Source organism: Ruminococcus flavefaciens, from assembly GCF_900108555.1.
Taxonomy (GTDB): Bacteria; Bacillota; Clostridia; order Oscillospirales; family Ruminococcaceae; genus Ruminococcus; species Ruminococcus flavefaciens_P.
This window is the reverse complement of the sequence record NZ_FNWV01000001.1, coordinates 139,374-154,459: the sequence shown is the minus strand read 5'-3', so window position 1 is coordinate 154,459 and position 15,086 is coordinate 139,374. Positions and strand designations below refer to the sequence as shown.

The following is a 15,086-nucleotide window of genomic DNA, read 5'->3' as shown; positions in this document are numbered from 1 at the left end:
GTTATTATGAGTATTTTTGAACGCTATGCACCCTTTATACAGGACTATATCTACCGAAATAACTGGGAGTCGCTCCGTGCAATACAGACAGCGGCTGCGGACGCTATATTCAATACAGATGAAAACGTGCTTTTATCAGCTTCTACAGCATCGGGAAAAACGGAAGCAGCTTTTTTTCCTATACTGACGCTTTTTTCGGAAGATATGCCGCGTACGGTAGGAGCTATATACATTGGTCCGCTGAAAGCACTTATAAACGACCAGTTCATACGTCTGAACGAACTCTGTGACGAAGCCGATATACCTGTGTGGCATTGGCATGGAGATGTTGCGCAGTCACACAAGAATAAAATGCTGAAAAAGCCTTCAGGCATTTTGCAGATAACTCCCGAATCTCTTGAAGCAATGCTTCTTCGCAAACACGCACTGATACCCAAGCTGTTTGGTGATCTTCGTTTCATAGTCATAGATGAGATACATTCACTTATGCGCGGAGACAGAGGCGGACAAACCATATGCCTTATTGAACGTCTATGCAGAATGGCAGGTGCTGATCCGAGAAGGATAGGGCTTTCAGCAACAATAGGTGATCCCGAAGCAGCAGGAAGATTTCTTGCATATGGTTCTCACAGGGGGACTGTGATACCCAAAATAGAAGCAAAAGGCGTTAAATGGCGGCTTTCAATGGAGCATTTCTACATCAGCCAACAGAATACTCCCGAGGGAAAAGAAGCTCCCGAAGCTCTTCCTGTGCTTGATGAAAAAACAGATATCGCACCCGAGAACGCAGATTCGGGAATGGGATATATTTTTGAGCATACTCGCGGAAAGAAGTGTCTTATTTTCGTTAATTCACGAGAAGAATGTGAAGCAGTCACAACGACTCTTCGTTCATACTGCGAAGCAAAGCACGAGCCTGACCGTTTTCTTATACATCATGGAAATCTTTCGGCAGCCTATCGTGAAACTGCGGAGCAGGCTATGAAAGACGAAGACATATTTATGACGACCTGTACTACCGCCACGCTTGAACTTGGAATTGACATAGGAAGGCTTGAACGAGCCTTTCAGATAGATGCACCGTTTACTGTTTCGTCTTTCTTGCAGCGTATGGGAAGAACGGGCAGGCGAGAGCTGCCGCCCGAAATGTGGTTCGTGATACGCGAGGAGCTTCCCGAGCCTCGGTCAATGCTTCCCGAAACTATTCCGTGGAAGCTTTTGCAGGGTATAGCACTTATACAGGTCTATCTTGAAGAAAAATGGGTAGAGCCGCCAAAGCTTGACCGACTTCCGTATAGTCTGCTCTATCATCAGACTATGAGTACTCTTGCTTCCTGCGGTGAGCTTACTCCGTCTGCACTTGCGTCAAAAGTGCTTTCACTGAGCTATTTCAACAGGATAAGCAAGGATGATTACAAGATACTGCTTCGGCATCTTCTTGAAAAAGACCATATCCAGCGCACAGAAGAAGGCGGACTTATCATCGGCATAACAGGTGAAAGAGTAGTCAACAGCTTTAAATTTTATGCGGTATTTCAGGAAAATGAGGAATACACGGTACGCTGGGGTTCGCAGGAACTGGGTACTATCGTATCACCGCCGCCTGTTGGTGAAAAGGTCGCAATAGCAGGTCATGTGTGGATAGTCGAAGAAGTCGACCATAAAAGAAGGCTGGTGTACTGTGAACAGATCAAAGGTAAAGTCCCTGCTTACTTTGGCGATTGCCCCGGAGACATCAACACAAAAATATTAGAGCGTATGAAACAGGTGCTTATAGAGGACAAGAGTTATCCGTATCTGATGAAAAATGCAGTACTGCGGCTTGATCAGGCGCGGCAGACTGCACGTAATTCAAGTGTTACTGAACGTCCTCTCATATGCCTTGGCGGAAATATGTGGTGCTTATTCCCGTGGGTAGGCACATATGCTTTTTTCGCAATGGAACGCTTTTTAAAGATAAAATGCGCGGAACGACTTGGACTGCGCGGTCTGGACTCTGCAAGACCATACTATATACAGTTCACAATGAAGGTCTCTGCTGAGGAATTTTTCTCAATAATTGCGGACGAAGCAGAAAAAAATTTTGATCCGCTGGAGCTTGTTTATAACGGCGAAGTTCCCGTGTTTGAGAAGTATGATGAATTTTTACCCGAAATTCTGGTAAAAAAAGGCTTTGCTTACGGGATACTCGGAGTTAAAGAAATGAAGGAACGCATTAAAAGCTGGGAATATTTAATTAATTAATCGCAATTTTTGTCTTGATTTCTCAGCAAGAAAGTGATATAATATATAATAATGAATATAGAATAGGATAGGTAGGATGTTTTATGAAAATTCAGCAGCTTGAATATGTAATTGCAGTAGCGAGAGAAGGCAGTATTACTAAAGCAGCAAAAAAATTATACCAGGCTCAGCCTAATATAAGTATTGCTCTTAAAGAGCTTGAAGCTTCTTTGGGAATACAGATCTTCAATCGTTCACCCAACGGAATGATACTCACTCCCGAAGGAGAAGAATTCCTTGCAAGAGCGCAGACGATAGTAGACGAAATGCAGAGCCTTGAGCGTGACTACGCACAGACTCCAGAAAATGAGCTTAAACTTAAAGTAGCAGCAGCTCGTTCAACTTATGCGACATCTGCTATGGGACATCTCATCAGTGAGTATTCCGAAAAAACAAATAAGCTTGAAGTACACGTTATGGAAACAAGTACAGCAAAGGTAATGGAAGATATATGTGCAGGTAAATTCGATATAGGCTTTATACGTATCCCAAGCACATATGCAGACATGATCGAAAGCCGTCTCAAGGCAAGAAATCTTGTGGGAAGAACTATCATGGAGTTCCCGCTCCAGATCGTTATGAACATGAATCATCCTCTTGCCGAATATGATGATATCCCATATGAGGAGCTTAGCAAGTATCCTGAGATCATTCACGGTGATGATGAGCCTGAAATGGTCAGAAGAGCTTCTATCAATCAGGATTATGATGATAAGCGTTCAACAAAGAGAATATTCATCTACGACAGAGGAACACAGATCAGTATGCTCAAGACAGTAAAAAATGCATATATGTGGGTGTCACCTATGTCACAGAGCAGTCTTAAATATAATGACCTTGTAGTTAGAAAGTGTTCATACGCTAATAACCTTAACCGCGATATGATAATCTATCGTAAGGCAAGCGAAAACAGTACACTTATTTCCGATTGCGTAAGAACTGTTTACGAGTACGCAGACAAGATCGAAGGACTTGAAATATAACAGGACTTGAAATATAATTATACCCCGATCAGGCGGTTCACCGTCTTTGATCGGGGCTTTTTTGTAAAAAAAAGAATGAGAGCCATTAGGGGGGAGGTTCTCATTCTTAATAAGGGGATATGAGATTGTCATTTATGAAAGAATGACTTTCCATAAATTATTATAGCATAGTGGGGTATATATTGCAAATATAAAATATTAATCTCTTTATATGTTATATATATTATGCGTTATTTAAGTAAACAATTTACGCTTTATTAATATTTACGCCATTTTTTGGAAATAACTTCAAAGTTATAAAACGTCATTATTAATCAGCGGCACGGAAAATTCCTCCGTGCCGCTGATTTCTCATATACTTATTTATATGTCTGACTTTAGATGAGTCCGTACTCATAATCTATTCCATGTATGGGTAAATTGTATTCTCTTGAAAATCTCACTTTATACGAATGATTTCTTCCGTCATACACGACATTAAGTGTAAAGAGGTCAAGCTCCTCACCAAGTTCGATGATCTTGTGAGATGCCTCACCATTCTGCCATTGCTTTACCTGTATTCCTTTGTCCGTGAAGTCTATTATTTCAAGTATGACAGGGGAGTCTGTTAAGTTGGCAGACAGCACCTTAGTCCATGTTCCGTCCGTTTCCTCACAGAAGATATCTCCTCTTGAAATGCTGTACTCATACTGGAAATTTTCGCTTTTAAGTTCCTTGCCGTCGAAACCGCGCCCACCGTAATGCACATCAACAGTCATGGTATAATCATAGTTATAAGGAGAAGTTAGTTTTCCTCCGCAAATAGTGATAAGCTGTTTTCTAAGCATACAAAGATCGAAAACGTCTATATTGCCGTCTCTGCAAATGTCAGCCGCTGTCCAGTCGGAGATCGTTACATCTCCCGAACCCTCAAGCCATTTCTGTAGAGTCAGCATATCAGCGATACCGAATACCTTGTCGCCGTTTACATCGCCGAGACACTTCCATTTAACATCTTCACCATGGTATGCGTTCTTGGGAACAGCAGCCTGCATGATACAGAAGTAATCCGTATTGCATATTCCGTAATCAGGAGATGGCTTGATATAATATAAGGATATCTTTCCGTTAGATAAAACGGCATCATCTATTGTTATGCTTTTTCCGCCTGTGGATTCAATGGTGAAATCAATGAACAGCACATTATCAGCGAAAAATTTATCATCATACTTTGCGAGAAGATTTTTTTGAAGTTCATCTGCAATATAGCGTGAGAGCACTTCTGAAAGCTCAGCTGTTGAAGTAACTACCGCAGACTTTAAACCATTTATTATGCCTTCTTCTTTTAAACCTCGTGTTGTCGAAATTTCATCTATTGCGCAAGCGATGCCGATAGTTCCACCCGACTTTCTTACATTGAAAACGATATCGGCAGAATTATTAGCATATTCGTTTATCACTACAGCATTTTCGCTGCACGGCGTATATCCTTCGGGCAGATAATCTGTATTGAGTTTAAGATCAGTCAGTTCAGAAACAGGTGTCTTTGTATCGAAATAATATGGATCATTGCCCTCACAGTTTTTAACTGCACCCGAGAATAGTTTCTGTATGTCGTCATATGGTATATCTATGGGCTTTCCAGTGTCAATATCTATGACACTGATACGTTTGAGGTCGTCCTCAAGTATCTCCTCGTCCTGCCATACGACCTCTGAGCCATTATACTTATCCTTTGGTATTTCCACTCTGAGGATATCAAAGTATGATGTTCTCATACGAACTGCATTTACGACAGAGGTATGATCTATCACCAGCTTGCCGTCCTTGTATACTGCATCTTTCAGTCCGTGCTTGAAAACACGTCCCTGATATGGATCAAGATAAGTACTCAGCATAAGTACATAATTCTCGAAGTATTTGTCTGAATACTGAGACACGAAATTATCCAGTGCTTTTTCTTCAAGGAATTCTGAAAGAAATTCCGAAAGTTCCTTTTTGGAGGTGATAACAGCAGATTCAGAGCCCTTATACTGGTCATATATCTCAGTTGATGAAGCCTTGAGCTCTCCCGAATATAGGCTGTAGCTTGTATATGAGAAATAAGCATCATTAATATACGAATTGTCGAGTTTGATTTTATATGTATCAGCGGCTATGGAGCAATCGGCAGTCAAAGTCTTAACGGCAGGGGCTACACCTTCGTCAACGTAGCCTGCAAGCTCCCAGCGTATAATGCCATTACCCTCAGATTTAGCTTTATAAGCTGTAATAAACTTCTGTATGCCTCCGTCCAGAAGTCTTGATGTTTCCATTGAACAAGACGACTGACAAGCTTCTCTGAACATATTCTTATCCACAGTTGAACTCCAGCTGTATGCCGTTCCGATAGCTCTGTCTATACAGAATACAACGAGATCATCTTTTGCGGATACCTCACCGTTCTTTTTCTTGTAAGCCTCATATTCGGAAGCACAGTCGGGAAGCCAGCCGTAAATATCAGTCTCGGTGATCTCCATATCCTCGTCTATAGCAAAGGAGTAGAAAGCAGCAGCGTTAACGCCGCCCAGATCAAGACCTGCTTTCTGGGCAAGGGTATTATTTTCCAAAACAGGATCGTATCCGTCCACGGGCATTATGCATATCTGTATCCATTTGTCGGTGAGGGCAACTGCAAAATCACCCTGTTCCTTTGGAGCGTAGTATACTGCCACTTCATAGCAGTCACCTGTCTCCGAGGTATCAGAGATGTATGTCTCACGTTTGAGCTCGCTCATAATGCCGTCCGTTGTCCTTATCTCGTAACGTGACGCTTCCAGCTCGGCATTTTCAGACATTCCCGCCATACTTTCCTTGAAAACTATACAAACAAGACCGTCCTTTACAAGAGTAGCTCCATAGGTGTTTCTGAATTCCAGAGCACTGTCAAAGCTATTTGGTATCCAGTCGGGGAGAGCAGCTCCCGTGGCGTGGTCGGCTGCATAAACAGCTGTAGGGACGAATACAGAGGGGATATTTGCTGAAATAGGGGGAATTGCAGCTGCAACTGCGGTAAATGCAGCTGCTATTTTCTTGATTTTCATATAATTCACCTGCCATTCTTAATATTTACAGTACTGACTGTTTAGTTCAATTATATAACGTTATTTCACTGAATGCAAGAAAAATCGCATTTTAGTCTTTATACGATATAACGTATCGGAATGGTAAGATGTGCGGCTGAAATCGTAAACTTTTTATGAACGAGTATCAGTTAACACAGAAAAATACCACAGCACAAGGCTGCGGTAATATATAGTGAGAGGGGATCGGGTAACTTAATTCTGTGCGGCTACAGCTTCGTCAAGTGTTACTGTGACCTTATTTTCAACGCCGTCTCTGACGTAGGTAAGCTCGATGGTTTCGCCTGCTTTATGTTCGTTTTTCTTGGCAGTCAGTTCTTCATAAGTTGTAACACTTTCACCATTTACCTTGATGATTATATCGCCTGACTGTATTCCTGCATTTGCAGCTGCACCGTCCTGTTTTACTTCAGTAACATATACTCCCACAGGAAGATCATACATTCTTGAAATGTTCTCGGTAACGTCCTGACAGCTGATACCTAACTGAGGCTTGCCTGTTACATAGCCGTATTCCATTATATCTTCAACGATCCTTGATGCTTCGTTTGAGGGGATAGCGAAGCCGATACCTTCGATGCTTGCCTCAGAATATGATGCAGACATCTTGGAAGAGTTGATACCTATTACCTGACCTTTCTTGTTGATGAGAGGTCCGCCTGAGTTGCCTGAGTTGATAGCTGCATCTGTCTGGATAAGAGTCATTGATTTTTCGTTTATGGTGATCTGTCGGTTAAGTCCCGATACGATACCGCTTGTGACAGTGTTCATAAGGTCAAAGCCAAGAGGATTACCTATGGCAATAACATTCTGACCGAGCTCAAGGTCATCACTGTTGCCGAATTCGGCTGCAACAAGATCCTTAGCGTTTATTTTAAGTACAGCAAGGTCATAATCTGTATCATATCCGATGACCTCTGCATCATAGCGGTCTTCTTCATTGACGATAACGGATATGCTGCTTGCCAGACCTGAGTTATACTCTGTATCATAGATAACGTGAGCGTTAGTTACGATATAACCGTTAGTTGTGATAACTACACCTGTGCCCGTAGCTGTTGCAGTGGAAGTCTGCGGCTGCTGATTTTGACCAAATCCGCCAAAGTTAAAGTAACCGCCGCCGTTGCTCTGTGAAGTCATTGTGAAAGTGGACTCGATACCTACAACAGAAGGGAGTACCTTCTGGACTACTTCTTCTGTGGTGAGTTCATCGCGGTTTGTTTCTGTAAGGTTAGTATAGTTTACGGTTTTAGCTGAGATAGTGGACTCAGCAGCTTTTTCAGTTGTTTCTTCCGTTTCTTCAACGGCTAATGTTGTCAGGTTATTATTTGTTCCGAATGCGTAATGGTAGATACCGATAGAACCACCGGATACAAGAACCATTGCCATGATCGATGCTGCTATCTTAGCAGTCATACGTCTTTTGAATTTCTTAGATACATTGCTGTCTGTTGAAAAGCAGGTATATTCACTGTAATTATTATTCATACCGTTTACCTCATTGTTTTCGTTGTTCTCGTTCATGCCTTTTACTGTGTATTTGTACTCGTTTTTCATAATATTCACTATTCCTTTCAGAATTTTATTTTCGCTTTTATCGGGAGTCTTTCCCGTTGCTGTGATTATATTATATTTCCTCTGTGTGAAATAAATTTGCAATGAATGTAGATTTTTTCTGGATTTTGGGTGTTGTATTTTTCACATATATAAAAGCTGTGTGAATGAATGCGAAAGTTTTGTTAGTGTGTTCTTCACAGTATGAACACTTTTCGGTTCAAAGCACAAAAAAGCTCCCCTCATCAAACAGAGATTCTTCTGCTTGATGAGGGGAAGATAATTATTGTATTCTATTGTGATCGTTATTATCAGGAGCAGTATATCCTGTGGCATCAATTACGTCAGGATTAGAATAATTTGAAGAATTACGCTGATTTATGACGTATGCTACGTAATAGTTGAATGCAGCAAACAGAAGCATTACTATACCGATTATAATGCGAATGATATTTCCGCCCTTGAACGGATTGAATACAAGGAATATAGAGCTTATAAGGAGCAGAATCCCGAATATGAGCTGCAAAAGCTTCAATCCGTTTGTGAAATCCTTGCTCAACGCCTTTACTATCTGAGTAATTGCGACTATTCCTATTATAATGCCTGCAATGAGGGAAAGCTGAGCTGTAATGAACTTCGGGAGATACATGACGAATAATCCGATGAGGACTCCTATTATACCTGCCGGCATGAGACCGGCACCGTCACCGCTGCCAAGTCCGCCCAATACTGTAAAAGCACTTCCCACTATGATTATTCCGCCGATAATATAGAACACCCACGAGAGCACTCCGGGAAAGAATGTAAACAGAATACCGCAGACTGTTAGCAGGATACCTTTAAAAATGTAGTTTGAATTATCTATTTTCACAAAATCCCTCCTATTTCAGTACATTTATGAACTTGAGCCTTAATCTCTGAATGAAGTTTGCGTTATTGTAAATTTTTGCAGAAATATCTTCAACTGTTTTCCTGCACATCTTCAGTTCATCTTCATCGGGAACACCTTGTCCGTAGCAGGCTCTCAGAGCGATATCGGTGAGCTTTTCAAAGCTTCCTGCTTCAAAATAATCTCCTGCAAGCTTTTTCTCGACTTCTTCAGCGAAAGATTTGTAATTACCGTTTTCGCTCGTAAGCTTCAATGAAGCAAGGAGCTTTTCGGAATATGAATAAATATTTTTGACTCTTGAAGGAGTTTTGCCTGAATTGAAATTCTTCTCACGTTTTTGGATTATAAGATATCTTCTTAATGCGATTATAAGTGCAGTAAGGAGAAGAACAAGTAAGAAATGCAGGATATATTTTACAGCCTTAGGCATAGCTTTACCATTGCCTTTTCCTATACCGACACCACCGACTTTGGAAGTAACAGTCTGTGTTGCCTGAGAAGTAGTAAGAGTAGTACGTTTTCCGCTTGTACGTGCTGCTGAACTCAGAGTAGTACTTGCTTGTGTATTTTGTTGTGTAGTTGAAGTAACACTATTTTCAGAAGTTGATTCAGCAGGTTTTGTAGGTTCTGTGTTGATCTCCTTTGCAGAATAGCCTGATGTAAACTCATAAGGGATCCAGCCTATTCCGTCAAGATAGATCTCTGTCCATGCATGGCTGCGGTTATCCTTAACTTCAACAGTAACAGAGTTATCTGAATTTTTCTTGCCTGCGGTCACATCGTCCTCTACGATTATGTATCCTGTAGCATAACGAGCGGGGATACCAGCCATTCTTGCAAGAATAACGCCTGCTGTTGCGAAATTTATACAATAGCCCTTGTGATTTTCTAACAGGAAGTAGTTTACAAAATCACGGTTGGAAGGGGTTTTTCTTGGATAAAGGGAATATACACATTCACCCTGCATTTTATCCTTTATCGCTTTGAGAACTTCCAGCTTTCCTTCGATAGATGAAGTATCGCCTTCAAGAACTTCGGCATATGCTTCTTTAACTTCCTTCATAGCCTTTGTATTCGGAACATCAAGGTATTCATCGTAAACAAAATCCTTATAGCTGTTCTGCAAAAGCTGTGCCATGATAGTGGCACCGTTCTCCAAAACATACTCTCTGTTATATGGGATATCATAGTCTATTGAGAAGAAATCATCATAGGTCAACAGATCGTTTTCGGTACAGTATTCAAGAACATCTTCACGACAGAGCTTATCGTGTATATCGGAAGCAGAAAATACTTCACGGAGATTATGGTTCCTTTGTTTTAATGAGGCTATAGATTCAGATATTGATTCAATATCTATATGGAAGAACTTATATGATGATTCGCCCTTTTTTCCATTCTGAGGAGAAACAGTAAGGTCATTCTGATATGAAAGTCCTCCGAAATTCTCCGTGCCATACGGTGCGTAGACGTATTTCATCTTCTTTTTGCTGTTCTTGATCCATATTGTGTTATCATTGCCACTGTAGATAAGCTTCGTAAATATGGCAGGAAAATCCTGTGGGTATATATCATATTTTTTGAAGTCATCAAATATCTTGTTTTTGTATGCAGATTTAGGAAGCTTGAACCATTCATTATCCTTATAGATAGAACCTACATAGTTTTTTAGATATATAGCACCCTTGACTGGCTGTTCGATCGTAACAGTCAGATCTGTAACATTTTTATAACGTACATGATCGTTTGTGCCGAGCTTGTGATTTTCATATTCAAAATCAAGTCCGAAAGCACTTGTAAGGCTTGAAAGACTTTCTGCAAGATTTTCAAAAGTAAAATCATTCATTGCCTCGGTGATATCACGGCGTTTTTCGTTGATCGCATCGCTTCTTTTATAATGTGTGATCTTCAGGAAGCTGTAAGATACAGCTGTTACCAGCATAACGCTTGCGATAATAAATATACCGCATTTCTCAGTAACTTTAAGCTTCATATGCCGTTTCGGGAAGAAAAGGTTATTCTTCCTTACAAAGCCGCTCTGTCCGCCCGAGTATTCACCAACGTCTATAGTTGACATTGCAAGAAGTGAGAGCCAGTATGCGATACAGAGCATACCCCAGAATACCGAGACTTCTATACCGTTGTACATTCCGAGCTCGAGAAGAGGGAATGTTACCATAAGCGGAAGTACGGGATTTGGACGGCATATAGTAAAGAAATACAATACTATGGCAAGCAGCCATACATAAAATACAAACAGCGTCGTGACAGACTTTATCTCGGAGGATTTTATTATGGTTTTGTAGTAATTGATCTCCGAATGGTACGAGGTTTTATATATGATATTGTAAACGAACTTAAAGCCCATAGAGATGAGCGAAGATTTTTTATACGCATAAATAACAAAAGCTGCTATAGAACCGCCGTACACCCAAAGTGCTTTTTTACCTAAAAGCGATAGTGTAAGGTAAAATATCGAGAAGCCTATTGCAGCCATTGCAACTGTCTTTCCGTTAAAACGGAAAGGGAACATTCCGAAGAATGACATCAGAACTGACGTAAAGCCTATAACAGCAATAAGTGCGGAAAAAGGCTTTCTGTAGTTAGCGTTTTTTCGTTTTACCGACATTACTATGCTGTCACTTATAGAAATGCCGTTTATGTTTTGCGAATTCTTTCTTTTCATTATATATCTATATCCTTTATAGAAGCAGATATTTTGCCGACGATTACGGGGATAATATTAAGAGAAGAAAATCCCGAACTGATATCGGATAGTTCTTCCACAGAGTCAGCAACGATAACTGCATTTTTGAAGTCAGCATCTACATTCTCATCAATATCTCCAAGTATGGATTGGTCAGCAAATGAACTGATATACGTAAATGAAGCAAATGAAAGAGAATTGTTTTCCAGGAAATATTGTTTCGGAGAATGGCTGAACATATTGTCATTTATAGATGTTATAATATTTCGTATAACAGCTGAAAGGTCAGAACTGTCATTGATATCCTGTTCTGCGAATTGATCCTGAGCAGCGTTATAGAAAGTTACTGAATGTACTCTTTCGTTATCAAGAAGGAATTGTGAAATAGAAAGGAATGTCTCAATAAGTGTGTCGAATACAGGAAGAGTGAGGTCGTTATCTTTATAACACTTCAGATCAAGGAACAATGAGCACGGAACATCAATAGGAAGGCTGTATTCCTTTACGATAAAATCGTCTTTCTTTGAACTCAGCTTCCAGTGGATACGGTTGAGTTTGTCACCTGGATTATATTCTCTAAGGTCGAATACCTCTGAGGGATCGTCACCTGGACGATATTCGGAAAACATATCGCTTTCTTCGTTTACACGGTCGCTGTAGTGGACTATTCCGCTGACTTCATGTCCTTCGGGCATTATGACAACTTCGGTATTGATATTCTTTCCTGTTTTGAACTTGAATATCCTGAGTGGATCGTATATATTTAAATAGGAAGTCTTGATCTTTATTATGCCGCAGAATTTTGATTTGAGCTGGAAAGTTATCCTCTGTGAATTGCGCGGCTGTATAGGAAGGTAAAGATCGAATGCCGAAGTCTGATTGCTGAATACATTATAATATATAATATGTGCCTCAGCTTTTCCGATAGGGAAGATGCTTCTGTTGTTAACTACCAGCTGAACGGCAAAATCTTTATTTTTAGCAGCGTTCTTATCTTTGACTGCAAATTCTACCGAGATCATTCTCTTTGTTATATATGTGGTGATATACATTAATATAGGTAAAGCTATCATCACGATGAGCAGTACCAGTGCAAAATCCCATATATATAATATATAGAAGGCAGCACATACAAGTATCAGAACAATGAACAGTATTTTTGTAAGTAACATGATGCCGCCTTACTTTTCAGTTATACCCGGAACAGGAACTGATCTGAGTATCTCTGTTATTATATCAGAAGCTGATGTATCTGAGAGCTTTGCCTTAGAATTGAGCATTATACGGTGTTCAAAAACATCGTTGCATATATAAGAGATATCTTCGGGGATAACGTAATCACGTCCCATTGCAACAGCGATACCCTTTGAAAGCTGCATAAGAGCAAGAGTTCCTCGTGGGCTCACACCGAGCTTGAGCATGGGGTGATTACGAGTAGCTGCTGAAATTGATACGATATATTCATATATCCTGTCGTCGATATATATATTTGATATGTATTCCTGAAGTTCCTTTATAAATGAAGCGTCAGCAACGGGTTTTACGTTTTCAAGTGGATTTTCACTGTGTTTTGCTTTGAGGATAGAGACTTCACCGTCAAAATCAGGATAACCCATACTGAGCTTTATCATAAAACGGTCAAGCTGTGAATCGGGAAGATTATGTGTACCAGCCGAACCAATAGGATTTTGTGTAGCGATTACTGTATAAGGCTCGGGAAGCTTGTATGTATTACCGTCAACAGTGATGCTTTTTTCTTCCATAAGCTCAAGCAGAGCAGACTGTGTCTTGCTTGATGTACGGTTGATCTCGTCAGCAAGGAAGAGGTTGCAAAAAGCTACGCCGGGACGGAATTCAAACTTGCCGTTTGATTTGTTATACACAGAAAAACCTGTAACATCTGACGGAAGTACATCAGGAGTAAACTGCATACGATTATGTTCAAGTGAAAGTGCTTTTGAGAAAGCAAGAGCAAGAGTTGTCTTACCAACACCAGGGATATCTTCAATGAGGATATGTCCCTTACACAACATTGCAAGAAGCACCTTGATAATAATAGCGTCCTTGCCGATAACGGCTTTTTTTACTTCGCTGATCACAGAATTGATCTGGTTTGTATAATATGTATTGTTGTTCATATTGTCTCTCCTATGAAATTTGTTTATACCTAATTATTATATCATTAATAAATGGTTTTTGCAATAGCAATCTGTATATTTTTATAAAATGGAATGTCATCATTCAGTTACCAATTACGGTGTCAAAATATGCTAAAAAAACGTTAATTTCACGTAAAATTGGGCTTTGATTATACCATTTGTCATTTTTTATACCCTCTATATTGTTACTGATTTGTAACAAACTGCTGTTAAAACAGCATATATATTAACATTGAGTTCATAAAATATCCATAGAATATCAAACTAATATGTGCATGATTACTCCGAGGAGTATTTTATTGTGGAAAAATCACGCCAGAAAATGGAAATAATCCTGAAAGTATTGCTATTTCGGGGGAGATGTGTTATCATAACAACAGCCCGAAAAATTTGAAAATGCTTTTTTCAGGAAAGGATGAGTTGATGGGTAATCTTAAGACCGCGGCGTTAGCTTGCGGAGTAGTTGTATCAGTATTGGGCGGAGGAATAGGAGTTGCATATATAACTTCATCTACCGTAAGAAGTGCTGATATGTTAGTTAAGGAGGATGTTGTTCTTCCGATCAAGGCGAGCACATCGAATTTAACAGCTGCAACTATTGCAGATGACATAAAAGCAACTACAAATAACAGAACAACCACCAAGAAATCTTATACAGCCGAAAATACAACGGCTGCAAGCAAAAACTACGTTGCCGCTCAGGAAGGCACAACTTCTCAGCGTGCTACACAGGCAGCTACAACAGCTGCTCAGATTTCAAGATCGGTGCCAGCACCGGCACACGCGCCGGCTGCAATCACAGAGCCTGTAACACAGGCAGCCACAACAGCTGCGATCGTAGCAAAGACCGTAAACGATGCAGCAAAAATTACGTCATTGGTTACAAAACCTGTGACAACTACAACGAAAGCTACAACAACTACTACGACAACAACAGTTATCGAAGAAACTACTACGGAGACAGAACCTGTTGAAACACCAACAGAGGCTCAGGATTTGACTGACGCATACGTTGAACCTGAAGCAGAACTGATAGTAACCGATATCGAGCCTGTAGTTGAAGAGAGCTCACTCGGAATTTCTGATTCGGATTACATACTTCTTTGTAACGCTGTTGCTCACGAGGCGGGCAGCAACGGAATCAGTACATACGATAAGGCACTTGTAGTAGAGGTTATTATGAATAGAGTTAATTCGCCTCGCTTCCCGAATACTATTTATGATGTTCTTACACAGAGAAATCAGTTTACGGGTGCATGGGGATATGTTGATCTGGGCACATATTCTTCATTTGTCACACAGAGTGTTAAAGATGCTGTTACCTATTATTTTGACAACCAGGAATCCTTTACTCAGGGTTACTTTAGTTTCTGGGGTGACGGCTACAGAAATCATTTTAGCTAAGATATT

General features: G+C 40.4%; 9 protein-coding genes. 3 read left to right on the top strand and 6 right to left on the bottom strand.

The window, feature by feature from the left end; all coding sequences use genetic code 11:
* The first annotated feature begins 6 nt into the window (after positions 1-6).
* Positions 7-2,244 carry a DEAD/DEAH box helicase gene (locus tag BLW60_RS00605; protein WP_074713979.1) on the top strand — a complete coding sequence of 746 codons (2,238 nt, stop codon included), beginning with the start codon at positions 7-9 and terminating at the stop codon, positions 2,242-2,244.
* Between the two features lie 83 nt (positions 2,245-2,327).
* Positions 2,328-3,266, top strand: coding sequence for a LysR family transcriptional regulator (locus BLW60_RS00600; RefSeq protein WP_074713978.1), 939 nt, complete (start codon positions 2,328-2,330; stop codon positions 3,264-3,266).
* Between the two features lie 377 nt (positions 3,267-3,643).
* Here the strand turns inward: BLW60_RS00600 and BLW60_RS00595 are convergent, their stop codons facing one another.
* The 6 genes from BLW60_RS00595 to BLW60_RS00570 all read right to left on the bottom strand — a co-directional run bounded on the left by BLW60_RS00595 (position 3,644) and on the right by BLW60_RS00570 (position 13,655).
* Positions 3,644-6,328 (bottom strand): dockerin type I repeat-containing protein, encoded by a 2,685-nt coding sequence (locus tag BLW60_RS00595; protein WP_074713977.1) that lies wholly within the window; start codon positions 6,326-6,328, stop codon positions 3,644-3,646.
* Positions 6,329-6,562: 234 nt separating this feature from the next.
* Positions 6,563-7,924 carry a S1C family serine protease gene (locus tag BLW60_RS00590; RefSeq protein ID WP_074713976.1) on the bottom strand — a complete coding sequence of 454 codons (1,362 nt, stop codon included), beginning with the start codon at positions 7,922-7,924 and terminating at the stop codon, positions 6,563-6,565.
* A 280-nt stretch (positions 7,925-8,204) separates the two neighbouring features.
* A complete protein-coding gene (locus tag BLW60_RS00585; RefSeq protein WP_074713975.1) occupies positions 8,205-8,792 on the bottom strand; it encodes a DUF308 domain-containing protein in 588 nt (195 codons plus the stop codon).
* 10 nt (positions 8,793-8,802) lie between these two features.
* Complete coding sequence (locus tag BLW60_RS00580) at positions 8,803-11,496, bottom strand: transglutaminase-like domain-containing protein (RefSeq protein ID WP_074713974.1); 2,694 nt, start codon at positions 11,494-11,496, stop codon at positions 8,803-8,805.
* The gene (locus BLW60_RS00575; protein ID WP_074713973.1) at positions 11,496-12,689 is read right to left on the bottom strand and encodes a DUF58 domain-containing protein; all 1,194 of its coding nucleotides are present in this window, start codon (positions 12,687-12,689) and stop codon (positions 11,496-11,498) included. The genes BLW60_RS00580 and BLW60_RS00575 overlap by 1 nt, the downstream gene beginning before the upstream one ends.
* Positions 12,690-12,698: 9 nt before the next feature.
* A complete protein-coding gene (locus BLW60_RS00570) occupies positions 12,699-13,655 on the bottom strand; it encodes an AAA family ATPase (protein ID WP_074713972.1) in 957 nt (318 codons plus the stop codon).
* A gap of 444 nt (positions 13,656-14,099) precedes the next feature.
* Here BLW60_RS00570 and BLW60_RS00565 point away from each other — a divergent pair, with 444 nt between their 5' ends.
* Positions 14,100-15,080, top strand: a complete 981-nt coding sequence (locus BLW60_RS00565; RefSeq protein WP_074713971.1) for a cell wall hydrolase — start codon at positions 14,100-14,102, stop codon at positions 15,078-15,080.
* Positions 15,081-15,086 lie beyond the last annotated feature (6 nt).

Bases quoted from the DNA above. Each gene is read 5' to 3' on its own strand.
- BLW60_RS00575 (WP_074713973.1), bottom strand. From the start codon at position 12,689: ATGTTACTTACAAAAATACTGTTCATTGTTCTGATACTTGTATGTGCT.
- BLW60_RS00595 (WP_074713977.1), bottom strand. From the start codon at position 6,328: ATGAAAATCAAGAAAATAGCAGCTGCATTTACCGCAGTTGCAGCTGCA.
- BLW60_RS00590 (WP_074713976.1), bottom strand. From the start codon at position 7,924: ATGAAAAACGAGTACAAATACACAGTAAAAGGCATGAACGAGAACAAC.
- BLW60_RS00580 (WP_074713974.1), bottom strand. From the start codon at position 11,496: ATGAAAAGAAAGAATTCGCAAAACATAAACGGCATTTCTATAAGTGAC.
- BLW60_RS00570 (WP_074713972.1), bottom strand. From the start codon at position 13,655: ATGAACAACAATACATATTATACAAACCAGATCAATTCTGTGATCAGC.
- BLW60_RS00600 (WP_074713978.1), top strand. From the start codon at position 2,328: ATGAAAATTCAGCAGCTTGAATATGTAATTGCAGTAGCGAGAGAAGGC.
- BLW60_RS00605 (WP_074713979.1), top strand. From the start codon at position 7: ATGAGTATTTTTGAACGCTATGCACCCTTTATACAGGACTATATCTAC.
- BLW60_RS00565 (WP_074713971.1), top strand. From the start codon at position 14,100: ATGGGTAATCTTAAGACCGCGGCGTTAGCTTGCGGAGTAGTTGTATCA.